Raw genomic sequence first — 25,344 nt, 5'->3', positions numbered from 1 at the left:
CGCCCCTCTGCGTGATCTATTCCGCGACGGCCTCCACCGGCCTAGATCGCCTCGGCCGCCAGTTGGTCCGCCGCCTCGATCGCAAGGGCGGCCATGCGCAGCGCGCTGTCGCGGTCAGTCGCGACCGCAATGAACCGTCCTGCGTGGCAGAACCGGGCACCGGGCACGCCGCTGGCCTGTTGCAGGTCCTGATCGCTCAGCCCCGCCCAGGCCGCAGGCAGATCCGCACGCAGCGCGAAACTGTCGTCGCTCTTCCGGATCCCCGTGATCGCCCAGTCGGTGTCGCGCGGGTGCACCACAAACCACAGGTGATCCGCCCCCGCCTCCAGGATCGCGGCACGAAACGGCATGCCCATCGGCAGTTCCAGCACCCGCGCCTCGCCCGCGAGGGCAATGGCATCATGGACAATCGTGGCCGCGCGCAGCTTGGCCGCCTTTCCGGCAATCGCCGCCTCGACAAAAGCGCGGGCGATGGGCAAGGCGGCGGTAAAGGCATCGTCATCCGCCTGCGGACTGCGGTTGTCGAAGACCGGTTTCAGCGTTTCCAGCAGCACCGGCAGGGTCAAGCCGGCAAGCGGCCCCGCAACGCCGGGGTCCAGCGCCCCGTTGTCCATCAGATCGACGGGCAGCACAAAATCGCGGTCAAACCCCGCATGGACCGCCTCAATGTCGCTCTCCGGCACGGCAAGGGCACGCAGGTAATCGCGCCCGTAACTGGCCCAGATCAGGCCAAAGGAACTATAGGGCTGGCCATCCGCCCGCAGGGGGCCGGGCACCTGGTGATGGTCGAAAATGCCCGCGGCGGGGTCAAACTGCCGCCCCACATCATAGATGATCCTGTCGAGGGCCGGGGTGATCCAGCGCGCTTCCCGGCTGCGGACACGTTCAGCCTCCGGATACAGCCGGGTCAGAACAACCGAGGACAACAGCTCATCCGCGTGAAAGCCCCCCGAATGGGTGACCAGATACCGGATTGCCGCTTTGGGTAGGGTCATGGGTGCTGCGATCCCGGATCACTGGGTTTCAAAGTGGATCGGATGTGACCCTGCCAACATGCTGGTTTTCGCAATCCGGTCGCATCACCGGTCATGTCCGGCCGATCATGGATGATCCGGCTACCGGCCACAGGCCCGGCTTCAGTGGGTCCAGGCACCGCGGCGGCCGGTTGCAAAATTTTCCCCGTAGCCGCCGGGGCGGACATTCGGCTTGCGCTTGTGCGGCTCTTGCACCTGGGCGTCGATGCCGTGCTCGCGGGCATATTCAACCGCCTCTTCACGCGTGTCAAAGCGCAGTTTCACCTGCGCCTGCGTGTCGGATGAAGAGGTCCATCCCATCAGCGGATCAACTTCGCGCGCCTCTGATGGTGCAAATTCCAGAAACCACATCCGTGTCTTTGCCGTGCCTGATGACATGGCCGTGCGGGCGGGCTGATAGATGCGTGCGCGCATGAGACGCTCCTTGGTCTGTGTTGCGATCCTGTATCGGCCATTCGCAGGTCTGGGGCAAGGCCTTCGTCGGGATAATGCGGAATGCCCCTTACAAATGCTGCGCCGCAGCATTATCTTGGTATCAGTTTTCGAAAGGAGCTTTCGATGTACCCTGTAAATCTGATTTCCCTGACAACCAATGCCGTCCTGCTGGCGTTGGAGGCGCAAACCGTCATGGCCCTGCGGCTGATGGCCATGGCCGGGCTGATCCCGCAAAAGGCGGGCGAGAACACCCGCATGGTCTCTGAAAAGCTGCCCGCCCTGAACAAGGCCAATGCCGCGGCAAGCAAGGCCATCATGGCAGGCAAAAGCCCCGATCAGGTGATATCCGCCGCAATGGCCCCGCTCAGCCGCAAGGTCAGGGCGAATCGGAAACGCCTGATGAAATGACACGGGGTGTCGGGAATACTGCTGACATAAGCTGGCAGTTGCCCGCCATCCCCCCTTGATCCTGCCGCCAAAAACGACACCTATGGGGCTCCCCACCCGAGGACGCCACAGATGCCCTACGCCCAGACTGACAGCTCTGAAATCGCGCCTATTCTGTCCAACCCCGCGCCGGACGTGCGCAACCGCCCCAAGCTGGAGGGCGGAAGGCGGTTTCGCCTGCAGACGGAATTCGAGGCCGCAGGCGATCAGCCCACCGCCATCGCGGAACTGTCCCAGGGGGTGAAAGACGGCGAAAGGGACCAGGTCCTGCTGGGTGCCACCGGCACCGGCAAGACCTTTACCATGGCGCGGGTGATCGAAGAGACCCAGCGCCCCGCCATCATCCTGGCCCCGAACAAGACGCTGGCAGCCCAGCTCTACGGCGAATTCAAGGGATTCTTCCCGGACAACGCCGTCGAATACTTCGTTTCCTACTACGATTACTACCAGCCGGAGGCCTATGTCGCCCGGTCGGACACCTATATCGAGAAGGAATCCCAGATCAACGAACAGATCGACCGGATGCGCCATTCGGCCACCCGGGCGCTGCTGGAACGCGACGATGTGATCATCGTGGCCTCGGTCTCCTGCATCTATGGCATCGGGTCGGTGGAAACCTATGGCGCGATGACACAGGACCTGAAAACAGGCTCCAGCTATGATCAGCGCCAGGTCATCGCCGATCTGGTTGCCCAGCAATACAAACGCAACGACGCCGCCTTTCAACGCGGGTCGTTCCGGGTGCGCGGCGACAGCCTTGAAATTTTCCCCGCCCACCTGGATGATCGGGCCTGGCGACTGTCCTTCTTTGGCGAGGAACTGGAAAGCATTACGGAATTCGACCCGCTGACCGGGGAAAAGACCGATACTTTCGACCAGATCCGCGTCTATGCCAACAGCCACTATGTGACGCCCAAGCCAACGATGTCCCAGGCCATCATCGGCATCAAGAAGGAGCTGCGCACGCGGCTCGACCAGTTGGTTGCGGATGGCAAGCTGCTGGAGGCGCAGCGGCTGGAGCAGCGCACGAACTTCGACCTTGAGATGCTGGAAGCCACCGGCGTCTGCAACGGCATCGAAAACTACTCGCGCTACCTCACCGGCCGCGCCCCGGGCGAGCCGCCCCCGACCCTGTTCGAATTCATCCCGGATCATGCCATTGTTTTCGCGGACGAAAGCCATGTGAGCGTGCCGCAGATCGGCGGCATGTACAAAGGCGACTACCGGCGCAAGTTCACCCTGGCCGAACACGGGTTCCGCCTGCCCTCCTGCATGGACAACCGCCCGCTGAAGTTCGAGGAATGGGATGCGATGCGCCCGCAATCCGTCTTTGTCTCTGCCACCCCCGCGGCCTGGGAGATTGAACAGGCCGGCGGCGTGTTCACCGAACAGATCATCCGCCCCACCGGCCTGATCGACCCGCAGATCGAAATCCGCCCCGTCGAAATGCAGGTGGATGACCTGCTGGACGAGGTGCGCAAGGTGGCCGCCGATGGCTACCGCACGCTTTGCACCACGCTGACCAAACGCATGGCCGAGGATCTGACCGAATACATGCACGAACAGGGCATCCGCGTGCGCTACATGCACTCCGACATCGACACGATCGAGCGGATCGAAATCCTGCGCGACCTGCGGCTGGGGGCCTTTGACGTGCTGATCGGGATCAACCTGCTGCGCGAGGGGCTGGACATTCCCGAATGCGGGCTGGTGGCGATCCTGGACGCCGACAAGGAAGGCTTCCTGCGCTCCGAAACCTCACTGATCCAGACCATCGGCCGCGCCGCGCGGAATGCCGAGGGGCGCGTCATCATGTATGCCGACCGCATCACCGGCAGCATGGAACGCGCCATGGGCGAAACCGAACGTCGCCGTGCCAAGCAACTGGCCTATAACGAAGAACACGGCATCACTCCGCAGACGGTCAAGAAAAACGTCGAGGATATTCTGGCCGGTCTCTACAAGGGCGACGTGGACATGAACCGCGTCACCGCCAAGGTGGACAAGGCCCATGGCGGCAACCTGCAGACCGTGCTGGAAGGGCTGCGCACCGACATGCGCAAGGCGGCCGAGAACCTGGAGTTCGAAGAAGCCGCCCGCCTGCGCGACGAGGTCAAGCGGCTGGAGGCGGTCGATCTGGCCATCGCCGACGACCCGATGGCGCGGCAATACGCGGTGGAGAAAGCCGTCGGCGACGCGCAAAAAGCCTCAGGCCGCAGCACCGGCGGCCGCGGCGGCATGCGCGGCGGGAAAAGCCGGTATGGGGGGAAGCGTTGACAACTGATACCCATGAACGGAGTATCATCTGATAGATATTTCGGGTCTGGGTGTGAAGTTTTCTTTTATAGCTTCATTTTTGTTATTCGCCACGTGCGCATCCGCAGAGTACGACAGCACGTCGTTGCTCAGGCATAAAGCATGGCGAGTCGAACTTACGCATGATACCGAAACTGGGTCAATTTGGTGTTCTGCGGAAACTATGAACAGAGCAAACCAAACATTTTCGATAACAGCTTATGATAACGGCGGACTGACACTTTTCGTGTTTGACCCGAATTGGGACATAAGGAAAAGAGCCGTTCGATTTCTAATCGATGTCGATTATGAACGATGGATCATCGACGGTTCAGCTGAAGGAATTTCTGTCTCCCTCACGATGGATGAGCCGAACAAGTCCGTGCGGTTTCTCTCCCAAGTTTCGCAAGGTTCTGCCTTAGCCGTATTAAATCAAGACGAAAGGCGGATAGCTCTCTTTTCATTGGCGGGTTCAAGCGCGGCACTGACAAAGCTGGTCGAATGCTCTAATCGTATCAAGCTGTCAGATCCGTTTCAGAGCAAGATAGATCCCTTCTGAAACCAGGCCGTTTTATCAGGTACTGAAAGTACACATCATCTAGATTACTAAGCCACCTTTCCAACGCCCGACAAATCCCCGCGACCCGCCAGCAGCCCCTCCACAGAAATATCTTCGTCCAGCGACTCCCAATGCAGTCCGAATGGGCTGATCTTTACAGCGTCACGCTCTGCTTTCGTTGCCCCCAACAAACGTGGAAACCAAGCCAAGGGCACACCAATCACGCGACCATCCGACAGGGCAACCCACATCTGATCATCGTCGAAATGCACCTTTTCAGCCGAAATGGTCATACCATGCTCCACTAATGTCTTCCTGCCGTTCTACCACGATTTGCACCAGTTTGCGCAGGGTTTTTGAATTTAGTCCTGCACTTCTCGCGAGTTCGACTTCCGCGCCGACCCAAAACTTGGCTTCACCATCCGCGCTCACCGCATGAACATGCATTGGTTCACGCGGGTCTCCCTCATTTGAATAGAAAAAGAAGCGGAACCCGCCCTGTCGAAAGATCGTCGGCATAATACGAACTATGTCAGAAATCACGAACAGGACCAGAGCTTTACAACGCCCACCGCCCTCGACCACGTTTTCTGCAAAAAAAATCAACAAAAAGGCGGGCCATCCAGCCCGCCTTCCGCATTCAACCGCCTGTCAGGCAATCACATCCAGTAATACGGCACGCCGTAGTGATCGAACGTCCGCCGTTCCCAGGCGCGGTCGCTTTGCCAGCCCTCGGGGCGCTCGGGTGCGCCTTTCAGCGTGTCGGCGTCGATGTCGGTCACATAGCCCCCGCGGGAGGGGTCATAACGCAGGGCGTTCCACGGGATCGGGTGATGGTCTTCCCCCATCCCCAGAAATCCGCCAAAACCCATGACCGCATAGGCCACGTTGCCGGATTTCTTGTCGATCATCAGATGATCAATATGGCCGATCTCGTCACCCTTCGTGCCGAAAACCACCGTGCCGTTCACATCACTGGAAGAAACCAGAGATGCAGTCGAAGACATGTCATTCATAACGTGTTCCTTTCTTGAGTGCGTGTCTGACAGGAAAACGCCCCTGGCGATCTTCGGTTCCGGAGCCTGCTGGCCACAGGCGGATAACAGCGCAGGCGCAGGACCGATTGATCCTGATCAATCGTCATCCACCTTTTCAGGCAGCCCGTCATGGTCGGTACTGGCATAATCCTCCAGTTCCGCCTCGGTCATGGTCTCATACATCTCTTTCGACGCGCCCTGCAGGTCGGACACCCTGGTCTCGCCACGTTTGGCAGAGAGGGCGGCACCGGCGGCGCGCTGCTGGGCTTTGGATCGGGCAGGCATAGCTGTTCCTTTCGGTTGAGGTCGGTTTACCCGCTCAACTCAGGTGGCCGCAGCGATGTTCCGCAAATCCCGGCCTACCCGCTGAACCCTGTTTCCAGCACCACCGGCACGACGATCTCTTCCTCGTCGGTCAGATGGCGGTTCAACAAGGTCGTGAACCCGTTCAGACGCTCCAGAAACGGCCCGATCTCGCCGCCTTGCAGCACGGCATTGGCCCCATCGGCCATCCCGTGCAGCAAACCGTCCATCGCCTCATGATCCGTCTCCAACAGCTCAAAGCCGCGTTCCAGACGTCCATCCAGCGTGATCAACTGCGGAAAATAATGCTGATCCTCGATCTGGTGGTGCCCGTGAAGCTGGTTCAGCAGCATCCCGCCATATTGCGACAGCCGCGGCGCATAGGTGGCAAAATCGACGCGGCCATCGGCCAGCGCCTGCGCGTCGCTCTGCAACAGCTCGGTCAATTGCCGGAACATGGCATGCCGTTCCATCCAGAAGCGGATCATCTCGCCAAAGTTGGCATGCGCCTCCCAATTTGCACGCGGATAGGCTTCGGCCAGAACCCGCAGGGCATCCGGCAGGCCATCGCGCCGGTCAAGCGCCAGTTTGGGGTCAGAGATCATCCGCATTCCATAGCGATTACAATGCGCTGCCGCAAGCTGCGGAACTTTTTCCGATCACGCGGAGTTTATCCAGCAATACGCAATATGTGATTCAAGGAGACACCCAATGGAATATGGCCTCTTCGGACTGATCGTCCTGATCGCCGATATCTACGCAATTTATCAGGTGCTGACATCAACCGCGTCAACGCTTGCGAAAATCATCTGGACCGTCGTCATTCTGGTGCTGCCGGTGCTTGGCTTCATCGCCTGGCTCATCCTCGGCCCCCGCGGCAGCCGCGCGACGATCTGAGCCCCGAACATTTACGGATCAGCCCGGAACCCTGTTCCGGGCTTTTTCGTCGCCCGGCCTTTTGCACAGGGCCAGGGCCGGTAATCCTTTTTTAATTCGCATTAACCAAGATCATCGCAGGAGTATGCGATGCCTGTCCTGGTTTATGCCCTGATCTTTCTCTGCCTGTCCGGCCCTGCACAGGCAGGGGCCTGGATGAGAGAGAAGGGCACCAGCTTCGTTTCATCCACTTTCACCCTGAACAAATCGCTCGATCAAAGCAGCGGAACCTACATCGAATACGGATGGCATGACGACCTGACCATCGGTGCCGACCTCAGCTTTGCCAACAGCCATCTCGGCCTGCAGTCCGGTGCGGTCACGCTTTTCCTGCGGCGCCCGCTGAGCCGGCCAGACGCGACGCACAAATGGGCCTATGAAGTCGGGGCAGGCACCGCCTGGGTTCAGGATCTGATGTTGCCCCACGTCAAGCTGGGGCTGTCTTGGGGACGAAGCTTTCAGATCGGGCAGAACTACGGATGGATGGGTGTGGACAGCGCGCTTTACTGGGACGTTACCTCCGGCCGGCGCGCGGCAAAACTGGATGGCACTCTGGGGTATAATTTCAGCCAGGTGACATCGGGCATGTTGCAGGTCTACCTGGCCCGGATTGATCAGCAGACCTATGGCACCTTCGCCCCTTCGATCCTCATCAAGCCGAAGAACCGCAATTTCCGAATCCAGATCGGCACCGAAACCCCGTTTGACAATCTATCCTCTACATCAATCAAGCTGGGGTTATGGCGCGAATTCTGATGGCAGGCCCCCTCCGCCCTCTCAGACGGGGCCTGCCGGTGCATTCAGCGACTGTCCATGCGGACCGTCACCTGCACCCGCCCGCGCAGTGCGGTCGACCAGTTCAGCCGTATCTGGTCGCGGTTCCCGCCAATCGCCACATCGGCATAGGGTGTTTCCCACTGGCGCACATTGTTGTCATTGCGCAGGGCCCCCTGCGGCAACACGCTTTCCACCTTCAACGCCTCGCCTCCGAAAGGCAGGTATCCGGACATATCAATGGTCCAGATGTCAGATGCCGTATTCTGAAAAAATTCGACCTTGGCCGGGCTCTCAACCTGATGGGTCACCGCATGAAACGAATTCTCGGTAAACACCACGTTCTTGCACCTTGAAAGGTCGAGATCCGCAAAGGTGGTATCGACCCGCTCTGCCCTGTCGATGGTGCCGTTCAGGCTGCGGAACCGGTTGCCCGTGATCGACACACCACTCAGGAAATGCCCCGCCCCATGCGGCTTGACCACGATATAGCTGAACCAGGGGGCCACCTCACCCGACAGAAAGATATTGTCGGTGACGCTGAGCGCACTGAACGAATATTCAGAATTGAAGTCCGGCGCCGGGTCCTGCTCATTGGTCCATTCGAGAAAGCAATTGTCCACATAATTGCCCGAGAAAATCGAACTGACATGGGTATTGGCAAGGATGATGCCCGCCGAGCGGACCCCGTTGTTCACCTCATCACCCTGGAAAAAATGGTTTCCCGTGATGATGCTGTTGGCCCCGCCCAGCAGGCCGAAATGGCGTAGACGCGTGGCGCGGTTGTCGCGCAGCTTCACATCATTGGCATTGGCGTTGAACCCGATGGTCGTGCGCTGCGACACCGGAATCGCATCTTCCGCCGACAGGAACTGGCAGCGGTCGATCAGCATGCCCTGACAACCTCCGCCGATAGAGGTGATCCCCCGGTCTGCCGGGCGCGTGATGAAGCAATCGCGCAGGTGAAACGCCGTGCCCGACAGGGCCAGCATGATCGCAGAGGACCGGTTGTTGCACTGGAACTCGATGTCGGCCAGCACGAACTTGCTCAGCAGGCTGAAACCGCTGAAATCCAGCATGTACTGGAACTTGCGAAAGGTGAAGTTCTGCGTGCCGGAGGCATCGTAAAGCGGCGCGTTCAGTTCGATCTGCCCGGTCGCCACGTTCTTGGACCTCACATAAATCTCGCGGCCCACCCCGTTTCCCTCCACCAGGGCACCGACAGGGATGTTGGCAATGTTGGTGACATTGGTCAGCCGTTTGTTGTTGCTCGTGCTGTAGGTGGCCTGCGAGGTCACAACTTCCGTGTCCCAGGCACTGCCGCTTGCCGCCTCCAGCTGGCCATTCCGGATCACCCGGCGCGTCGCATAGGAATTCTGCCCCGGCACCGCCGCCTGCATGTCAATCGGCCCGTTGATGGTCACCTTGCGCCCGCCCAGATCCAGCGTCTCGTGATCCGCATTGTTCAGCAACGCCTGGAAGGCCTTGCGAAAGGCCAGTTCCTCGTCCTCGAAGGCTTCGATGTAATTCGGCAGGTCGAAATTGCGGCGCAGCACCAGAACGGCACTGGTCGGCATGCTCAGCTTGCCCTCGAATTTCACATTGCTGTCAATCGTCACGCTGGAATTCAGCCGATAGGTCCCGGCCGGCACAAAGACCGTGCGCCCATTGGCCGCCGCATTGGCCGCATCGAATGCGGCGCTGTCATCGGTTGTGCCGTCACCGATCGCGCCGAAATCCACCACATCCACCTGGCTCAGCATGTCGCGCAGGAAAACCGATGTCACATCCTCGATCTCGATGTCATCGACCCGGATGATCCCGCCGTTCGCGCCCACCAGGTCAATCCCGAAATGGCCGTAAACCGGCTCTGTCCCCCAGACCAGATCGACCCCGCCGCGATCGCCCGCCCCCACGATGGCCGACACCTCGACAACCTCGCCATAGCTCGTCAGCGTGACATAGGGCGCAAACCCCGCAACATTGTTCACAAGCGTCCCGTTCGCGCGGGCCGCATATCCGGCGATGCGCACCGACGGCAGATTGCCACTGATCGCCTTCACCCTTGCCCTGATCTGCAGATAGCACCCCGGCAGCAGCGGGGTCTCGCCCATGTAACGCAGCTTCTGCGTGTTCTGCGTCTTCAGCAGCTCCAGCGCCCCCCCGAAATCCTGATCCGCAGGAACAAAAGCCCCATTGGCCGAGCCTTCGTAAGTGTCCGAACCCGGCGTCCCATCGCCGCTTGACCAGACATCCAGACCTTGCGCAAACGGGGTCGGCATCAGCACCACGCCATCGGTAATCGCCTTGTTCATCAAATATCCCTTTCTCCGGAAGCGCCACGGCACCCAAACCGCCAGCACCCCGTCTGGTTGACCTCAGACCCGGCGATTGCCGACCCGTGGACAGGGAAATATCAATGAAGTCTTAAGCAGCGCTGAGACCGGCGCACGGTCTTGGCGCAACGCCCGCTGTCAGGCCGTCGCCCCCGGCGCATCCAGGATCTGCACGGCACCGATGCGCCAGCCCATATCCGTCTCTTCCATCTTGTAATCCAGGATATGGGTGAACCCCTTGGCATCGGTGATCTGCACCTTCTGCCACATCGCCCCGCCCCGCTCGCGCAGCTCCAGATAGCGCACTTCGGCAGGGCGCCAGACCATCGGATAGCCCTGCGTCACCATGCGCTGGAAATTCTGCGGTGACTGGAACAATTGCTGCAAGCTCGGCGTGGCATAGGTAAATGCCGTCGCGAAATCATCCGCCTTGAAGGCTTCGAACTGACTGTTGATCGTGCCTTCGATCTCGGTGGATTGCGCGGCGGCCCCGGTGACGGACATAACCGCCAGCATCAACGCCCCGAGCATCCTCAAAAACCCTGTCCGCATGACCTCTCTCCTGTTGGCTGTGTGACTAGAGCGCCCGGCCTTTAACCTTCATCATCCTGTGACTCGAATGTCCCGAGAGCGCCGCAGGCGCGGCAGGGTATTCGTGTCTCAAGTCTAAGGTCGGGCGCGCATATGGTAAGTCACGGCGCCAACAGGGCAAGAGTTTCAGCCCGCTGTCAGCTTGCCCGCCAGCGCCGCGTCGATCAGATCGGCCGTTTCCGTCACACCGTAAAGCGCGATGAACCCGCCGAAACGCGGCCCCTGCGACGCCCCCAGCAAGACCTCGTAAAGCGCCGTAAACCAGTCGCGCAGCGGCTCGAACCGCTCTTTTCCGACGGCAAAGACCATGCTTTGCAACGCCTCCGCATCCAGCCCGCCGTCCCAGGCCCTCAGGTTGTCGCGCAGCTCTTCCAGGGCCTCGCGCTCCAGATCGGTCGGAGTGCGGAACACCTTGTACGGCTTCACGAAGTCATTGAAATACCGCACCGCCTGGCCTGCCGCCGCATCCATGCCGGGGTTCTTCTCCGGCGAGGCATCGGGCGCATAGCGCTGGATAAAGCCCCACAACTGCCCCTTGTCCTCGGCCGAGGACACGGACGCGAGGTTCAACAGCATGGAGAACGGCACAACCATATCCGACTTGGGCACATCGCCCCCGTGGATGTGCCATACCGGATTGTTCGCCCGCCCCGCGGCGTCCTGCGTCTCATAGGCGCGCAACTGCTGGTGATATTCATCCACGGCCTTCGGGATCACATCGAAATGCATCCGCTTGGCGGTCTTGGGCTTGAGAAACATGAAATAGGCCAGCGATTCCGTGCTCGCATAGGTCAGCCACTGGTCAATCGAGATACCATTGCCGGAGGATTTGGAAATCTTCTGGCCATTCTCGTCCAGGAACAGCTCATAGCTGAAATGCTCCGGCTTCCTGCCGCCCAGGATCTCGCAAATCCGGTCATAGATCGCGGTATTGGTGGCATGTTCCTTACCGTACATCTCGAAATCCACGTCCAGCGCCGCCCAGCGCGCGCCGAAATCAGGTTTCCACTGCAATTTCACGTTCCCTCCGGTAACCGGCAGGGTCATTTCCTCGCCCTCTTCGGTATCAAAGGTGATCGTGCCATCCTTTGCATTCACCTCGCGGATCGGCACATACAACACCCGCCCCGTCTCCGGGTGGATCGGCAGGAAGATCGAATAGGTCTGACGCCGCTCTTCGCGCAGCGATTTCAGCATCACCGCCATGATCTCGTCGTACCGTTCCGCAGCGCGCAGCAGAATCGCGTCGAACTGGCCCGATTGATAGAACTCCCGCGCCGAATAGAACTCGTATTCGAACCCGAAAGTATCCAGGAACCGCCGCAGCATGGCGTTGTTGTGATGGCCAAAACTCTCATACGTGCCGAAGGGATCCGGCACCGATGTCAGCGGCTTGTGCATATGCTCGGCCAGCATCTCCTGCTGCGGCACATTGCCCGGCACCTTGCGCATCCCGTCCAGATCGTCGGAAAAACAGATCAGCTTGGTCGGAATGTCCGAAATCTCCTCAAAAGCGCGCTTGATCATCGTGGTCCGCAGCACCTCGCCAAAGGTCCCGATATGCGGCAGGCCAGAGGGGCCATAGCCCGTCTCGAACAGCACAAAACCCTTTTCCGGCGGCTTGTTCTGATACCGTTTGAGCACCCGACGCGCTTCTTCAAAGGGCCAGGCCTTGCTGCTCATCGCGGCGTCACGCATATCAGACATCACATTTTCCATCATTGGCACCCGAGCGCCCAATGCGCGCAGGTCAGGCCGCTTCCTATTGCGCCGGGCGGACCGGGTCAATAATCTGTACCCAACACAGCATCAAAGGAAGTTCAATGCCTGACGATCCCTCCCTGTCGCTCAGCGCGCAGGACAGTCTTGTCGCGATGATGGTCGCCGTTTCCGCGTCTGACGAGCACATCAGAACCACCGAACTGATGAAGATCCAGTCTTCGGTCAACATGCTGCCGATCTTTGCGGGCTATGACAACGACCGGCTCAGCACCATCAGCAAGACCGTGTTCGACCTCTTCGAACAGGAAGACGGGCTCGACGCGCTCTTCGGCCTGATCCGCGAGGCGCTGCCGGAACGCCTGTATGAGACCGCCTATGCGCTGGCCTGCGACGTCGCCGCCGCCGATGGCAAGCTCGAAGAAGCCGAACTGCGTCTGCTCGAAGAAATCCGTTACGAGCTGAACATCGACCGCCTGCATGCCGCCGCCATCGAACGCGGCGCGCGCGCGCGTCACCTCAGCTGACGGCGCTTAGTGGATCTTGATGTTCAGCAACACGCATTCGGAATAAAGCATGTCGATCTCGGAGGGGTGCAGCAGCCCCTTCTGACAGAACCTCGGCGTGGCAAAGGCGCGTACATCGTCCGGTTCGATCCCCTCTGCCGCGAACCTGCGGTCCAGTGACAGGATCGCCTCCCGTTCGGGCAGGACAGACGCCGCGATCTGCCTGGCATGCCGCGCAAACAGCGGCTGATCAGCCAGATACATGATCTCATGCGTGACATATTCATCGTGCTTCTTCTGCGGATAGACCACCATCACACACAACCCGTCCGGCGTTTCCACCGCCAGATGCCGCAGGCGCAGACCCTGATGATCACCGATGATCCGCCTGTCCTTCGCCGTCAGCCTGTCGCCCAGCGCCAGCGGATCCTCATGCACCCTGAACTTCGGCAGTTCTGACGGCAGCCAGACCAGCCGCTCGCTGTCCAGCACCTCCAGCCCCGCACGCTCCAACACGCTGACCGCCGCCTTGGCGCTGGAAAAATTGGTGACCGTGACCTCAGGATCAGAGGTGGCTAGCGCCATCATCTTGCCGCCAACCCCCTGCCCCCGCAGGTCTTTCAACACATACCATGACGTCATGTCCGCCGTGGTCCGCACCCCTTCCGCCGTGATCCGCTCGGCATAGACCAACCCCAGAACCCCCATCAGCCGCCCGTTATCGCGCACCGTGATGGCATAGCGCCCCTCCGGTCCGCACCAGCGCCCGGCCACCAGCCGGCGCCAGCCGTCGATGTCCCATTTCGCTTTCACAAAGACCGCGTTCATGAACTGCGCGACTTCCTCGCGCTCCGACGGCACGGCATAGGCAATCTCAACCAAGGTGGGCTCCTTTCAGGACCTGAGGCAGCGCGATCCAGCGGGTCGCATCCCGGAATGTCAGCCGCTCCAGCAAGGCGGCGCTGAAATCCCAGGTTGGCTCGTCGGTCTGCAGATGATGGGTGACAAAGCCTGTCGGCTCATCCTTTTCGGCCTCGCCCAGACGGCGCTGACGCAGGTGGCGCACCGCCTGCTCCAGCGTCTTTTCCGTACCGGCAAAACGCGCGCCCTCTTTCCAGCGGATCGGGTCGATATGACCATTGAAATGCGGCAGCCCCACAGGATTCTCCGGCCGCCGGTCAAAGATCGACACAGCGTGATAGCCCAGACGCGGCAGGACCATCAGCGTCTTCTCCGCAATCCGGTTCCAGGGCGGGACAAAGACGGGCAGAAGGTTGGGCAATCCCGCCGCCACCATCCGCTGCCAGCCAAGCGTCAGATCCGCCTCCTGCAAGGCGATGTCACGATTCACCCCGACTTCTGAGGCGCGCGCGCCCTTGGGCTCGTGGTTCTTGTGCGAAAACCCGTGCTGCAACGCATAAACCAGCGGTGACGCCCCGAGGCGCGGCGCGAGGCCGGGATCAATCGCATGGGGCACCACAGCCAGATGCAAGGGGGCCGAAAACCGCTCTGCCAGTACAATCAGCCGCTCCAGATCGGCGGTCGGCGCTTCGGTATCGTCATCCCGCCACCAGAAGGTGGGTATTTCGCCTGTCGCGCGCCACAGGCGCAGCTCTTCGTCCAGATCGGCCCAGCTTGCCATGGAAATCTCCTTCTGCCCCATGGGTCAGCTGCCGTAGAGCGCACCCCAGCGTTCGATCAGCGCCTGTTGCACGCGCTTTGCACGGCTGTTCCAGCCCTGCGCACCGGGCGGTCTTTCACGCTCCTCGCGGCTGATCTTGGCGCGCTCCCCGGGGTTGGATGCAAAAATGGCAAAGGCCATCACGGTGCCATCCGTCGCCGTCAGATATCCCGCCAGCCCGGATACGAAATTCAGCGTTCCGGTCTTGGCATCCACCGCAATCGGATGATCCTTCATCGGGCGTCCCTTGGCATCGCGCATGCCGAAAGGTTTCAGGATCGGGCGCAGCCCGCTGTCCTGCACCTTGACCAGGGCCCGCGCCATATCCAGCGCCGTGACGGTGCTGTCATCTCCCAGGCCGGAATGATCCACCAGCTTGGGTGCCGTCATGCCCAGTTCCGCCACCGCCCAGCGGTTCATCGCGGCGGCAGAGGCGCGCAGGTTTGCCGCCGGTTCCCCGCGGGCCAGCGTCGCGGCCATGCCCACCATTTCCGCCGTCAGGTTGGTGGAATATTTCAACATCTCGCGCAGGATACCGCGCAACGGCCCGCTGCGCCGGGTCACCAGCGTTTCGACCTGCTCGGGCAAGGTGTCAACAACCTCCGGCCGGTCCAGCTTGATGCCCTGCGACCGCGCCATGGTGGAAAACACATCCCCCGCATAAAGCCCCGGCCTGCGCACGGGCAACCAGCGCGACCCGCCGTCGCCCAGTGCCCCGCGCGCCACGGTCCAGTGATCGGTGCCGCCGCGGTCTTCAAAGGTATAGACCGGCGCACTGCGGTCCTGCACCTGCATGGCCGCCATCGCCACCGCCGGACGATACTTGTCAGACCGCGCGTCCATGGTCACCGAATAGCTGCCGCTGGCCCGTTTCCATTCGAAATGCACCCGGTTGAAATTCAACGCGATCCCCGACACCGCCGGATTATATCCCACATGATCGGGCTGCTCAGGATCGATCTGGCGCATCACCGGCAGCGCGGCCTCATAGATCTTGAAACCGCCCTTGACCGCCCGCACCCCCGCGGCTTTCAGGTCAGCGGCCATATCGGCCAGCCCGTTGGTATCCAGCGTCGGATCGCCGCCGCCCACCAGCCACAGGTCGCCCTGCACCTCGCCATCCTTGATCCCACCGGTGGCGCAAAGACGGGTCTGAAACCGGTGATCAGGCCCCAAAGCCGCCAGCGCGTAAAGCGCCGTGATCGCCTTGGCGACGCTGGCAGGCGGGGTCCCTGCCTGTTCATTCCGACATTCCAGCCAGGCCCCGGTATCGGCCCGCGCCACGGCAAAGGCCACATCGCCGGTCAAATGCGCCTCGCGGATGATGGCTTCCACATCGGCCACCGCGCGTTTGTGGAAATCCTCCCCCCGCAGAACGGGACGCAGGGATGCGGTCGGCGGCTCGGCCAGGACGCCCCTGGGCATGGTGCCGAAGGCCGCAATCGAACCCAGAAAAAACCGACGTGAAACAAGCTTGCCCATGCGCCCGGTTAAACCGCACCTCGCGGTCTTCCACAAGCAGTCTCATTTCACATTTTACAGACCGTGAATGCGTGCTAGCAGGCCTGATGCAAAGTGCCGTTCTGATCATGTTTGTTGCCATGTCCCTGATCCCCGGCGGGGACAGCGCCGGTAAGTTGCTTACCAGCGGTCTGGGCGTTTCTCCGCTGTTCGTCGCATGGTCCCGCTTTGCCCTGGGCACCATGATCCTGCTGCCCTTTCTGCCACGCGGCAGCGATGCGCTGCTGCGCAACTGGCGCATCTGGGCACGTGCAGCCGTTCTCGCCATGGGCATCTCCTGCATCCAGATGGCGTTGCAGACGGTCGACATCGCCACAGTCTTTGCCGCCTTCTTTGTCGGGCCGCTGGTCAGCTATGTTCTGGCGGTGATTTTCCTGCGTGAAGCCGTCACACCGCTGCGCAGCGCCCTGACCGTGCTGGGGTTTATCGGCGTGCTGCTGGTGGTCCGCCCCGGTCCGGACGGAGATCTGGACGTGCTCTGGGCGGTGGCCGCCGGCACCTGCTACGGCACTTTCCTGACCATGTCGCGCTGGTTGTCCGGGCTGGGCAGCCCGATGGCGCTGACCTTTACCCAGCTTGTAATCGCAGGCCTTCTGCTGATGCCGCTCGGGCTGCTCAACCTGCCGACGATGACCCTGCCCATCGCCGGGCTGACCCTGGCTTCGGCCCTGTTCTCCATGCTGGGCAACCTTCTGCTGCTCTTTGCCTACCGCATCGCCCCTGCCACGCGGCTGGCGCCGCTGGTCTATTTCCAGCTGATCGCGGCTGTCCTTCTGGGCTGGATCATCTTCGGTGACCTGCCCGATACCTTCACCTGGGCCGGGCTGGCGCTGATCATCGGGGCCGGGCTGGCCTCAACCCGCCTGCGCTGACCAGCCGCCCCGCGCCCGGATCGCGGTCGAGGAGGCATCGTTCATCGGCACGTTGATGAAACACCAGGCCGGCGCATCGGCCAGCCCCAGCAGATGGCTGAAACGCCCCGGAATCCGGTAGGGCGCATAAAGCCCCGCCGCCCGGCTCATCCGCGCCGAAATGCGCTGTCCGGGGCGGGCCAGAACGCCAATCGGCACGGTCTCCATGATCCCGCGCCAATCCTGCCACTGATGCAGCTGCGCCATGTTGTCCGCACCCATCAGCCAGACAAAGCGCACATTCGGATAAAGCCTGCGCAACCTGGCCAGCGTCTGCGCCGTATAGCGCGTGCCAAGCTGGCTCTCGATATCGGTGATCTCGACGCGGGGGTGGCGCATGACCTCGCGGGCGCGGTCCATCCGCTTGTCCAGCGGCTCCGGCCCACGGGTCTTCAGCGGGTTGCCGGGGCTGACCAGCCACCAGACCCGATCCAGACCAAACCGCTTGAGCGCCTCGGTGGTGATATGGGCATGGCCCGCATGGGCCGGGTCGAACGACCCGCCCAACAGGCCGATCACCTGACCGGCTGCGGCATATGGCATTCTATGGCGCAACAAAATCGGCCCCCGAATTTCTTCAGGGGCCGAAAGGAAGGGCTTTGCGCCCCATTGTCAATGCATCAGCCTACTTGTGCTTGACGAACTCGCCCGCACGCAGACGCGTGACATAGCTGTTCAGCTCGCGTTTCACGATCGGCATCAGGAAATACAGCGCAATGATGTTCACGATCGCCATGGAGAACAGCATCGCATCCGAGAAGTCGATCACCGGGCCAAGGCTTGCCGCCGCACCGATCACGATGAACAGGCAGAAGATGATCTTGAACACCAGCTCCTTGGTATGCCCTTCACCGAACAGGTAGGTCCAGGCTTTCAGCCCGTAGTAGGACCAGCTGATCATGGTGGAGAAGGCAAAGAGCACCACCGCCACCATCAGCAGGACCGGGAACCAGGAGAACGCCTTGGCATAGGCGGCCGAGGTCAGGGCAACACCGCTGACATCCCCGTCGGTCGCGATCCGGCCTGCCTCGGCATTCCAGATGTAAAGACCGGTTTCCGGGTCGACGTTCATCACGCCGCTGATCACGATCACCAAAGCGGTCATCGTGCAGATCACCACCGTGTCGATGAACGGCTCCAGCAGGGCCACATAGCCCTCTGTCACCGGCTCCTTGGTCCGCACCGCAGAGTGCGCGATGGCCGCCGACCCGATGCCCGCCTCGTTGGAGAAGGCCGCACGGCGGAAACCCTGGATCAGCGCGCCGGTAAAGCCGCCGACAACACCCAGACCGGTAAAGGCACCCATGAAGATCTGCCCAAAGGCCCAGCCGATCTGATCGAAGTTGATCAGCAGGATGAGGATCGACACCAGCACATAGAAGATACCCATGAAGGGCACGACCTTTTCGGTGACCCGTGCGATGGACTTCAGACCGCCTGCAATCACGGCAAAGGTGACGCCCGCCAGGACCACACCGGTGATCCAGCCCGGATAATCACCCACCACACCCGCGATCTGTGCATGTGCCTGGTTGGCCTGGAACATGTTGCCCCCGCCCAGCGCGCCCAGGATCGTGAAGATGGAGAACAGAACCGCCATGAAGCCGCCCAGTGGCAGACCGCGCTCCTTGAACCCCTTGGTGATATAGTACATCGGACCACCCGAGACGCTGCCGTCCGGGTATTCGTTGCGGTATTTCACACCCAGCGTACATTCGGTGAACTTGGTCGCCATGCCAAAGAGGCCCGCGACCACCATCCAGAAGGTCGCACCCGGCCCCCCGATGCTGACCGCAACCGCGACCCCCGCGATGTTGCCTAGGCCCACGGTCCCCGACAGCGCCGTCGCCAGCGCCTGGAAGTGGCTGACCTCGCCCGCGTCATTGGGATCGGAATAGTCACCTTTCACCAGTCGGATGGAATGCACGAAACCCTTGAACTGGATGGCCCCGAAATAGACCGTGAACACCACGGCACCGACCACCAGCCAAAGGGCGATCCAGGAAAAGGTTGTGCCCGGTACGGGCGCAAAGATGAAGGAAACGTACCAACCGGTGTAATCCGCAAAGATCTGGTTGATCCGCTGGTCGACGCCAACCGCCTCTTGTGCCGCGGCAAGGCCCGGCAGGACAGAGGCGATCAGGGTCAGTAGTACTGCGTATAGTCTGGACATGTCGAAAACCTCTGCTTCAGGGAATGATTGTGACCGGGACGCTCGCCGAAGCGACCAGCCGCCCCGTGACACCACCGAACAGGCGCTCTTTCAGACCGCGCGCACCAACCCGGCCCACCACGATCTGGCTGGCGCTCTGCGCCTTGGCGATATCCTCCAGAATATCCGCCGCATCGCCGTGCTTGACGACACCGGTCACTTCGAAACCGTCGGCCTTGGCCTGGGCGACTGCGGGGTCGATGACCCGCTCATGCGCCAGTTTCAATTCCTCTTCGCGGCGCTTGTGGCGCTGCTCGTTTTCCTCGGGTGTCTGGAATGAAAAGGGTGACCATTCAATCACGTAGCAGAGCGTGATTGAGCAATCCCCGATCATTTCGGCTCTGCTTTTGGCGAAAGCCAGCGCGCGTTCGCCGGCCTCCGACCCGTCCAGACCCACAACGATTGCGGTTTTTGACATGAGATGTTCCCTGTTGTCCCTGTGCCTTTGCAGCGGCGGGAAACCCCGTCCCTGCATGGACACCACTTCGTTTCCCCACGTAGGGCGGACATCGACCGACCCTCGCAGGTTAACAAAAGCGTAACAGAGATTTTGAATTCACATCGACTGAAAAAGTTCAGTTTCCGGTAAAAACGCCTAAAATCACCCGATTTCTCAGCCGAAAGCATCAATTTCGCTTGGCAGATGCAGTCTTGAGCAGCCGAACTGCCTGCAGAAATCTTCTCGCCTCAGTAGAATCGACGCATGTCATCGGACAGTTCATGCCATCGGGCAATTCGCGCAGATATTGAAACATCGCACGGCATCGGGCCACGCCGGGCGTTCAGCGTGATCACGATCGGGACGGTCCTGCCTCAACCGCCCTGCCCGGTCGGGGTCGCCTCCTGCGCCAGTTTGCCAACTGATTGCCTGCCGGATTCCACCACGTTCTCGATTTCCAGCGTGATCTCCTTGGCCTGGTTCGACAGGGCCCTGATCTCCATCGCGACCACGCCAAAGCCCCGCCCCATGTCACCCGCCCTTGCCGCTTCGATAGAAGCATTGACCGACAACAGGTTGGTCTGCTGCGCGATGGTGTTGATACCCGTGGTCAACCTGTCGATCTGGTCCAGCAGGTCGCGCATCACCTCGACGGTGTCGGTCGTCTTGCGATGCTGTTCGGTCATATCGGTCAGGTAGGCGGTATATCCCTGTGCACCCGCTGCCGTCACGGACCGGCGCAGCGACAGCCGCGCATAGGCGGTGGTGTTGTCCTTGCAATGGATCGGCACTTCGCGGCTGGTGCCGACAATGCGGTCCTGCCCGGACTTGCGATGGCGGTCGACAAAACTGTCATGGGTTGCCCGCATGTCAGGGGGCAGCAACATCTTGACGTTCTTGCCGATCACCTCGGCGCTGTCATAGCCCCACAACCGCTCCGCCGCCGGATTGAAGGCAGAGATATTATTGCGTTCATCAATCGACACGACCGCGTCGATCGCGTTTTCATGCGCATCGCCCGGCTGGTCGGCCTGCGCATCGTCATCCCGGGAATCGAGCATTTTGGCTCCTTTCAGGTGCAAGCTAGTGCCGCAATGCTGAAGAATTCGTTTCCAGCAGGGCGCCTGCGCGGAAAACAGCGGGGCCCGCCGAGGTATCACCTGCGCGGCCACCCTCGTTTTACGACTGCGTTGATCTTGACCGATCACCGCGATATTGCGGGGCGAAACCTCTTTGACCAGACAGGAAACCGCAATGGCCGCCTATCAGTTCGTCTATCACATGTCCGGCGTCTCCAAAGCCTATCCGGGCGGAAAAAAGCTTTTTGAAAACATCCACCTGAACTTCCTGCCCGGCGTCAAGATCGGTGTCGTCGGCGTGAACGGCGCGGGTAAATCCACCCTGCTCAAGATCATGGCAGGCATGGACAAGGATTTCACCGGCGAGGCCTGGTCCGCCGAAGGCGCGCGCGTCGGCTATCTGCCGCAGGAACCCAAGCTCGACCCGACCAAGACCGTGCGTGAGAATGTGATGGAAGGTGTCGCCGCGAAAAAGGCCATCCTCGACCGTTACAACGAATTGGCGATGAATTACTCCGACGAAACCGCCGATGAGATGGCCAAACTGCAGGATGACATCGACGCGCAGGACCTGTGGGACCTTGACAGCCAGATCGACGTCAGCATGGAGGCGCTGCGCTGCCCCCCCGACGACGCCGATGTTGCCTCCCTCTCGGGCGGTGAGGCGCGGCGCGTGGCCCTGTGCAAGCTGCTGCTCGAAGCGCCTGACATGCTGCTGCTCGACGAACCGACCAACCACCTGGACGCGGAAACCATCGCCTGGCTGCAACAGCACCTGATCGACTACAAGGGCACCATCCTGATCGTCACCCACGACCGTTATTTCCTGGATGACATCACCGGCTGGATTCTCGAACTCGACCGTGGCCGCGGCGTTCCCTACGAAGGAAACTACTCCGACTGGCTGGAACAGAAGGCCAAGCGCCTGGCGCAGGAAGCGCGCGAGGACAAGTCCAAGCAGAAGACGCTGGAGCGCGAACTGGAATGGATGCGCCAGGGTGCCAAGGCACGGCAGGCCAAATCCAAGGCCCGGATCAACGCCTATAACGAGATGGCCGAAACCTCCGAGCGCGAGAAGCTGTCGCGCGCTCAGATCGTCATCCCCAATGGCCCGCGCCTCGGCTCCAAGGTGATCGAGGTCGCGGGGTTGAAAAAGGCGATGGGTGACAAGCTGCTGGTCGAAGGGCTGGATTTCTCCCTGCCGCCGGGCGGGATTGTCGGGGTCATCGGCCCCAACGGCGCGGGTAAATCGACGCTGTTCAGGATGCTGACCGGTCAGGAAAAGCCCGACGCGGGTTCCATCGAATATGGCGATACCGTCGATCTGTCCTATGTGGACCAGTCCCGCGACGACCTGAATGCCGAGGATACCGTCTGGCAGGCCATCACCGGCGGGGCCGAGCTGATCAAGCTGGGCGATGCCGAGGTCAATTCCCGCGCCTATTGCTCGTCGTTCAATTTCAAGGGCGGCGACCAGCAGAAAAAGGTCGGCCTGCTGTCGGGTGGTGAGCGCAACCGCGTCCACATGGCACGCCTGCTGAAAGAGGGCGGCAACGTCCTGCTGCTTGACGAACCGACCAACGACCTTGACGTCGAAACCCTGCGCGCGCTCGAAGATGCGCTGGTGGATTTCGCGGGCTGCGCCGTGGTCATCTCCCACGACCGCTTCTTCCTCGACCGGATCTGCACCCACATCCTCGCCTTCGAGGGCGAGGCCCATGTGGAATGGTTCGAAGGCAACTTCGAAGACTATGAGGAAGACAAGAAACGCCGCCTCGGCGCGGATGCGCTGGAACCCAAGCGGCTGAAACACAAGAAGTTTGTACGTTGACCTTTGCGTAGCAAATTCAACGTGTGCGAGGCAGGGCTTGTTTACAAGCCCGCAGGCTGCTGAAAAAGCACGTTCCTGCACCCGCCCCCCCGAAACAACGAAATCGTTCTTCCACGACGCCAGCCACAACCCTTGGCGCGGGCTGAAAGCCCGGGCCGCGCCCGACCCTCCCCCCGGGAGGGCGCTTTTGGTGACTTCTCGTATCACACTGACAACATTGATATTTGTTAGGGAGGCGCTCCGAATGCGCGTCTCAATGCGCCCTCCCAGGCTCGGGCGCGGCCCTTCGTTCGAAAACGAAACGCTGAGCGCAGAAGAACGATTTACCTCCGGCGGCAGCCGTTTCCGGGTTTGTCAGCAATCTGAGGGCTTGTTTACAAGCCCGTTCGCACTCAGCGGTAATGGCTTACTTCCCTCTGTTGAACGCGAGGGTCCATCACGCACAGAAGGAACGGGCCGTTTTGATCAATGGCCCTTCCGAACCCCCTTAAGAGGCGCGTGGCACCCTGGCTTCCAGCTTGCTGAACAGGTTGTCTTCCTGCTCCTCCTGAACGCCGCGCAGCAGATCGACATTCGCCTTTTTCGTGCGCAGCATGTCGCTGGCCGACACACCCGACCACAACCGCTGATCCGACAGTGTCGTCAGCCGGATCGCCGGCGGCATCGGCGTGCCGCTTGCCGTGGCATCCCAATCCGATGACAGGCTTGCGTTGATCCCTGTCAACACGGCGTCACGGTCGAACCGTTCACGCCCCATCACGACACCCATGAAACGCCCCGACCCGGTATAGGCCAGCCGCGCTGTACGGTGCTTGAACGCATCAACAGCCGCCCCCGCGACGGCCTCAAGGTGGTAACGGAATGCCATCGGGCTGACCGCGCGGTGAATCCCCCGCAGGCCCATCACATCAATGGAAAACAATGTCATCGCATAGCAGCCTTCCGGCATCCGCAGCAGCGTGTTTTCCAGCGCCAGCAGATCCGTCACCTCCGGGTTGCTCAGCCTGACCGCCTCATCGAAGCGCAGCTTCATCTTGGCCGTCAGATCGGCCAGCGTATGCCGCGCCTCGCGTTCGCGGTGCAGGCTGTCGTTCAGCATGCTCGCCGAAACGATCCGCGCGCTCAGCTCCACGCCATCCAGCGGCTTGGACATGAAATCGGTGGCCCCGGCATAGAAGGCACGTTCCATCAGGTCAGGCTCGCGGCTGGCGGTGATCATGATGATTGGCGCGGTGCGATAGGCCGCTGTCTGGCGGATCGCATCGCAAAGCTCGATCCCGCCGATCCCCGGCAACATGACATCCAGCAGGAAACACTCGAAAGGGGCAATCGGTCCTTTCAGCAACTTCAGAGCATCCTCGCCCGACGTGCAGGTGGTCAGCTCATATCCCCGGCTGTCGGCCAATGCCCGTTCGAGCAGGTCGAGAATCACCGGATCATCATCAACGGCCAAAATACGCATGCGTTTTCCTCAAGGTTCGTCGGTTACCTGCGGCGCCAGATCGGTCATTCCGTGGCATCAGCAAAAGGTGGTGAGGGATCGGGGGCGTTTTTGCGACCAGATTAAGACAATTTTAAGATTGGCGACGACTTTGTGCCAACCTGGTCAGGAATATGCCGTACTCGCGTCGGCAACATGTCACGCTTCCCATTTCATGCCCTAAATGCCCTTTGATTCAAGACTTTAAGGCCAGAACATGCCGAAGGGCAAAACGTCCGTCAGATCGCACCAAGGGGGCGTGAATCACCTGCGGCTGACCTTCCTGTCCGGCGCGGGGCGCGTTCCGGTTCACGGGAACTCTGTGCCAGCCTCCGCGTTTCCCCCAAGGGTCGGGAAGGCCCGTCAGCTATTCCGGCCTTTGTGCAACAACCGGCAGATATTTTAAGGGACTCCACTTGTCATCGAGACAAACGCTCTGGAAAATGGATCATCTGCCAACCCCATTTACATGGAGCATTACATGCGCCGCCGTACATTTATCGCCAGTTCCTTGGCTGCCGCCGCCCTGCCACACGCCCTGAGCGCCCAGGCCGGAGCATATGACCCGACCCCTCAGGAAGTGTCGATCAAGCGCCAGTACCAACCCGGTCAACTGCTGATCCTGCCGCGCAGCCACTACCTGTATCTCGTCACATCCCCCGGCCGTGCGATCCGCTATGGCGTCGGCGTCGGGAAGGCCGGTCTGGAATTCACCGGGACCGCGACCATCGCCGTCAAGAAAGAATGGCCCACATGGCGCCCCACCGACGAGATGATCGAACGCGACCCCCAGGCCTATGGCCGCTTCAAGGGCAACACCGATGCGCAGCCCGGTGGCCCCAGCAACCCGCTGGGCGCACGCGCGCTCTACCTGTTCCAGAACGGCAAGGACACCTATTTCCGCATCCACGGCACAACCCAGCCGAACTCCATCGGCCGGTCCGTGTCCAACGGCTGCATCCGGATGCTGAACGAACACGTCAAGGATCTCTACGAACGTGTGCCCCTGGGCACCAAGGTCACCGTTCTCTGAGAGACGCGACATCTTGACTGGAAAGGGGCCGGTACGATGTATCGGCCCGAGGCTGCTGACAAACCCGGAAACGGCTGCCGCCGGAGGTAAATCGTTCTTCTGCGCTCTGCGTTACGTTTTCGAACGAAGGGCCGCGCCCGAGCCTGGGAGGGCGCATTGAGACGCGCATTCGGAGCGCCTCCCTT

27 protein-coding genes are annotated in these 25,344 nt (G+C 61.0%); 9 read left to right on the top strand and 18 right to left on the bottom strand.

Going from position 1 to position 25,344, the window contains the following annotated elements; all coding sequences use genetic code 11:
- Window positions 1–41: 41 nt before the first annotated feature.
- Together O4H53_RS23625 and O4H53_RS23620 are read right to left on the bottom strand one after the other, a co-directional pair.
- Window positions 42–995: an MYG1 family protein gene (locus tag O4H53_RS23625; protein WP_269367436.1), complete on the bottom strand. Its 954-nt coding sequence runs from the start codon at window positions 993–995 to the stop codon at window positions 42–44.
- A gap of 141 nt (window positions 996–1,136) precedes the next feature.
- A complete protein-coding gene (locus O4H53_RS23620; protein ID WP_114272766.1) occupies window positions 1,137–1,448 on the bottom strand; it encodes an ETC complex I subunit in 312 nt (103 codons plus the stop codon).
- A gap of 144 nt (window positions 1,449–1,592) precedes the next feature.
- On the opposite strand from O4H53_RS23620, the gene O4H53_RS23615 reads away from it, so the two are divergent.
- From O4H53_RS23615 to O4H53_RS23605, 3 genes are all read left to right on the top strand, one after another.
- A complete protein-coding gene (locus O4H53_RS23615; RefSeq protein WP_269367435.1) occupies window positions 1,593–1,877 on the top strand; it encodes an antifreeze protein in 285 nt (94 codons plus the stop codon).
- Window positions 1,878–1,988: 111 nt separating this feature from the next.
- Window positions 1,989–4,193: an excinuclease ABC subunit UvrB gene (uvrB, locus tag O4H53_RS23610; protein WP_269367434.1), complete on the top strand. Its 2,205-nt coding sequence runs from the start codon at window positions 1,989–1,991 to the stop codon at window positions 4,191–4,193.
- Window positions 4,194–4,395: 202 nt separating this feature from the next.
- Window positions 4,396–4,770, top strand: coding sequence for a hypothetical protein (locus O4H53_RS23605; RefSeq protein WP_269367433.1), 375 nt, complete (start codon window positions 4,396–4,398; stop codon window positions 4,768–4,770).
- A gap of 47 nt (window positions 4,771–4,817) precedes the next feature.
- On the opposite strand, the gene O4H53_RS23600 is transcribed toward O4H53_RS23605, so the two are convergent.
- From O4H53_RS23600 to O4H53_RS23580, 5 genes are all read right to left on the bottom strand, one after another.
- Entirely contained in the window at window positions 4,818–5,063 is a 246-nt protein-coding gene (locus O4H53_RS23600) for a DUF2442 domain-containing protein (protein WP_269367432.1), read from the bottom strand.
- Window positions 5,047–5,379 (bottom strand): DUF4160 domain-containing protein, encoded by a 333-nt coding sequence (locus O4H53_RS23595; protein ID WP_269367431.1) that lies wholly within the window; start codon window positions 5,377–5,379, stop codon window positions 5,047–5,049. Before O4H53_RS23595 ends, O4H53_RS23600 begins: the two co-directional genes overlap by 17 nt.
- A gap of 50 nt (window positions 5,380–5,429) precedes the next feature.
- Window positions 5,430–5,786 (bottom strand): PRC-barrel domain-containing protein, encoded by a 357-nt coding sequence (locus tag O4H53_RS23590; protein WP_269367430.1) that lies wholly within the window; start codon window positions 5,784–5,786, stop codon window positions 5,430–5,432.
- A gap of 117 nt (window positions 5,787–5,903) precedes the next feature.
- Window positions 5,904–6,092 carry a DUF3008 family protein gene (locus O4H53_RS23585; RefSeq protein ID WP_269367429.1) on the bottom strand — a complete coding sequence of 63 codons (189 nt, stop codon included), beginning with the start codon at window positions 6,090–6,092 and terminating at the stop codon, window positions 5,904–5,906.
- A 74-nt stretch (window positions 6,093–6,166) separates the two neighbouring features.
- Complete coding sequence (locus O4H53_RS23580; protein ID WP_269367428.1) at window positions 6,167–6,715, bottom strand: hemerythrin domain-containing protein; 549 nt, start codon at window positions 6,713–6,715, stop codon at window positions 6,167–6,169.
- 106 nt (window positions 6,716–6,821) lie between these two features.
- Here O4H53_RS23580 and O4H53_RS23575 point away from each other — a divergent pair, with 106 nt between their 5' ends.
- Window positions 6,822–7,007 carry a PLDc N-terminal domain-containing protein gene (locus tag O4H53_RS23575; RefSeq protein WP_114272772.1) on the top strand — a complete coding sequence of 62 codons (186 nt, stop codon included), beginning with the start codon at window positions 6,822–6,824 and terminating at the stop codon, window positions 7,005–7,007.
- A gap of 129 nt (window positions 7,008–7,136) precedes the next feature.
- Window positions 7,137–7,802, top strand: coding sequence for a hypothetical protein (locus tag O4H53_RS23570; RefSeq protein ID WP_269367427.1), 666 nt, complete (start codon window positions 7,137–7,139; stop codon window positions 7,800–7,802).
- Window positions 7,803–7,846: 44 nt separating this feature from the next.
- On the opposite strand, the gene O4H53_RS23565 is transcribed toward O4H53_RS23570, so the two are convergent.
- From O4H53_RS23565 to O4H53_RS23555, 3 genes are all read right to left on the bottom strand, one after another.
- Window positions 7,847–10,135 carry a glycosyl hydrolase family 28-related protein gene (locus O4H53_RS23565; RefSeq protein ID WP_269367426.1) on the bottom strand — a complete coding sequence of 763 codons (2,289 nt, stop codon included), beginning with the start codon at window positions 10,133–10,135 and terminating at the stop codon, window positions 7,847–7,849.
- A gap of 159 nt (window positions 10,136–10,294) precedes the next feature.
- Window positions 10,295–10,708, bottom strand: a complete 414-nt coding sequence (locus tag O4H53_RS23560) for a DUF4864 domain-containing protein (protein ID WP_269367425.1) — start codon at window positions 10,706–10,708, stop codon at window positions 10,295–10,297.
- Between the two features lie 165 nt (window positions 10,709–10,873).
- Window positions 10,874–12,454 (bottom strand): lysine--tRNA ligase, encoded by a 1,581-nt coding sequence (locus tag O4H53_RS23555; protein ID WP_269367424.1) that lies wholly within the window; start codon window positions 12,452–12,454, stop codon window positions 10,874–10,876.
- 116 nt (window positions 12,455–12,570) lie between these two features.
- Here O4H53_RS23555 and O4H53_RS23550 point away from each other — a divergent pair, with 116 nt between their 5' ends.
- A complete protein-coding gene (locus tag O4H53_RS23550; RefSeq protein WP_269367423.1) occupies window positions 12,571–12,993 on the top strand; it encodes a tellurite resistance TerB family protein in 423 nt (140 codons plus the stop codon).
- Between the two features lie 6 nt (window positions 12,994–12,999).
- Here the strand turns inward: O4H53_RS23550 and O4H53_RS23545 are convergent, their stop codons facing one another.
- Genes O4H53_RS23545 through dacB form a run of 3 tightly spaced genes read right to left on the bottom strand, consistent with a single transcriptional unit; the run spans window position 13,000 to window position 16,135 of the window.
- On the bottom strand, window positions 13,000–13,854 hold the full coding sequence (locus tag O4H53_RS23545) for a GNAT family N-acetyltransferase (RefSeq protein ID WP_269367422.1): 855 nt from the start codon (window positions 13,852–13,854) through the stop codon (window positions 13,000–13,002).
- A complete protein-coding gene (locus tag O4H53_RS23540; RefSeq protein WP_269367421.1) occupies window positions 13,847–14,614 on the bottom strand; it encodes a polysaccharide deacetylase family protein in 768 nt (255 codons plus the stop codon). Before O4H53_RS23540 ends, O4H53_RS23545 begins: the two co-directional genes overlap by 8 nt.
- 24 nt (window positions 14,615–14,638) lie before the next feature.
- Window positions 14,639–16,135 (bottom strand): D-alanyl-D-alanine carboxypeptidase/D-alanyl-D-alanine endopeptidase, encoded by a 1,497-nt coding sequence (dacB, locus tag O4H53_RS23535; RefSeq protein WP_269367420.1) that lies wholly within the window; start codon window positions 16,133–16,135, stop codon window positions 14,639–14,641.
- A gap of 86 nt (window positions 16,136–16,221) precedes the next feature.
- On the opposite strand from dacB, the gene O4H53_RS23530 reads away from it, so the two are divergent.
- Window positions 16,222–17,046, top strand: coding sequence for a DMT family transporter (locus tag O4H53_RS23530; RefSeq protein WP_269367419.1), 825 nt, complete (start codon window positions 16,222–16,224; stop codon window positions 17,044–17,046).
- Here the strand turns inward: O4H53_RS23530 and O4H53_RS23525 are convergent.
- The 4 genes from O4H53_RS23525 to O4H53_RS23510 form a co-directional block, all read right to left on the bottom strand.
- Window positions 17,029–17,628, bottom strand: a complete 600-nt coding sequence (locus O4H53_RS23525; RefSeq protein ID WP_114277477.1) for a nicotinate-nucleotide adenylyltransferase — start codon at window positions 17,626–17,628, stop codon at window positions 17,029–17,031. The genes O4H53_RS23530 and O4H53_RS23525 overlap by 18 nt on opposite strands.
- Before the next feature lie 82 nt (window positions 17,629–17,710).
- Window positions 17,711–19,258 (bottom strand): alanine/glycine:cation symporter family protein, encoded by a 1,548-nt coding sequence (locus O4H53_RS23520; RefSeq protein WP_269367418.1) that lies wholly within the window; start codon window positions 19,256–19,258, stop codon window positions 17,711–17,713.
- 16 nt (window positions 19,259–19,274) lie between these two features.
- Window positions 19,275–19,715 carry a universal stress protein gene (locus tag O4H53_RS23515; RefSeq protein ID WP_269367417.1) on the bottom strand — a complete coding sequence of 147 codons (441 nt, stop codon included), beginning with the start codon at window positions 19,713–19,715 and terminating at the stop codon, window positions 19,275–19,277.
- Between the two features lie 395 nt (window positions 19,716–20,110).
- The gene (locus tag O4H53_RS23510) at window positions 20,111–20,797 is read right to left on the bottom strand and encodes a methyl-accepting chemotaxis protein (RefSeq protein ID WP_269367416.1); all 687 of its coding nucleotides are present in this window, start codon (window positions 20,795–20,797) and stop codon (window positions 20,111–20,113) included.
- Between the two features lie 193 nt (window positions 20,798–20,990).
- Here O4H53_RS23510 and ettA point away from each other — a divergent pair, with 193 nt between their 5' ends.
- Window positions 20,991–22,646, top strand: coding sequence for an energy-dependent translational throttle protein EttA (ettA, locus tag O4H53_RS23505; protein ID WP_269367415.1), 1,656 nt, complete (start codon window positions 20,991–20,993; stop codon window positions 22,644–22,646).
- Between the two features lie 487 nt (window positions 22,647–23,133).
- Here the strand turns inward: ettA and O4H53_RS23500 are convergent, their stop codons facing one another.
- A complete protein-coding gene (locus O4H53_RS23500; protein ID WP_269367414.1) occupies window positions 23,134–24,108 on the bottom strand; it encodes a response regulator in 975 nt (324 codons plus the stop codon).
- Window positions 24,109–24,607: 499 nt separating this feature from the next.
- Here O4H53_RS23500 and O4H53_RS23495 point away from each other — a divergent pair, with 499 nt between their 5' ends.
- On the top strand, window positions 24,608–25,159 hold the full coding sequence (locus tag O4H53_RS23495) for a L,D-transpeptidase (RefSeq protein ID WP_269367413.1): 552 nt from the start codon (window positions 24,608–24,610) through the stop codon (window positions 25,157–25,159).
- Window positions 25,160–25,344: the final 185 nt, after the last annotated feature.

It is taken from the genome of Sulfitobacter sp. G21635-S1 (genome assembly GCF_027213915.1).
In the GTDB taxonomy this organism is placed as follows: Bacteria; Pseudomonadota; Alphaproteobacteria; order Rhodobacterales; family Rhodobacteraceae; genus Sulfitobacter.
The sequence above is the reverse complement of the archived record's forward strand: the minus strand, read 5'-3'. Positions and strand labels throughout refer to the sequence as shown.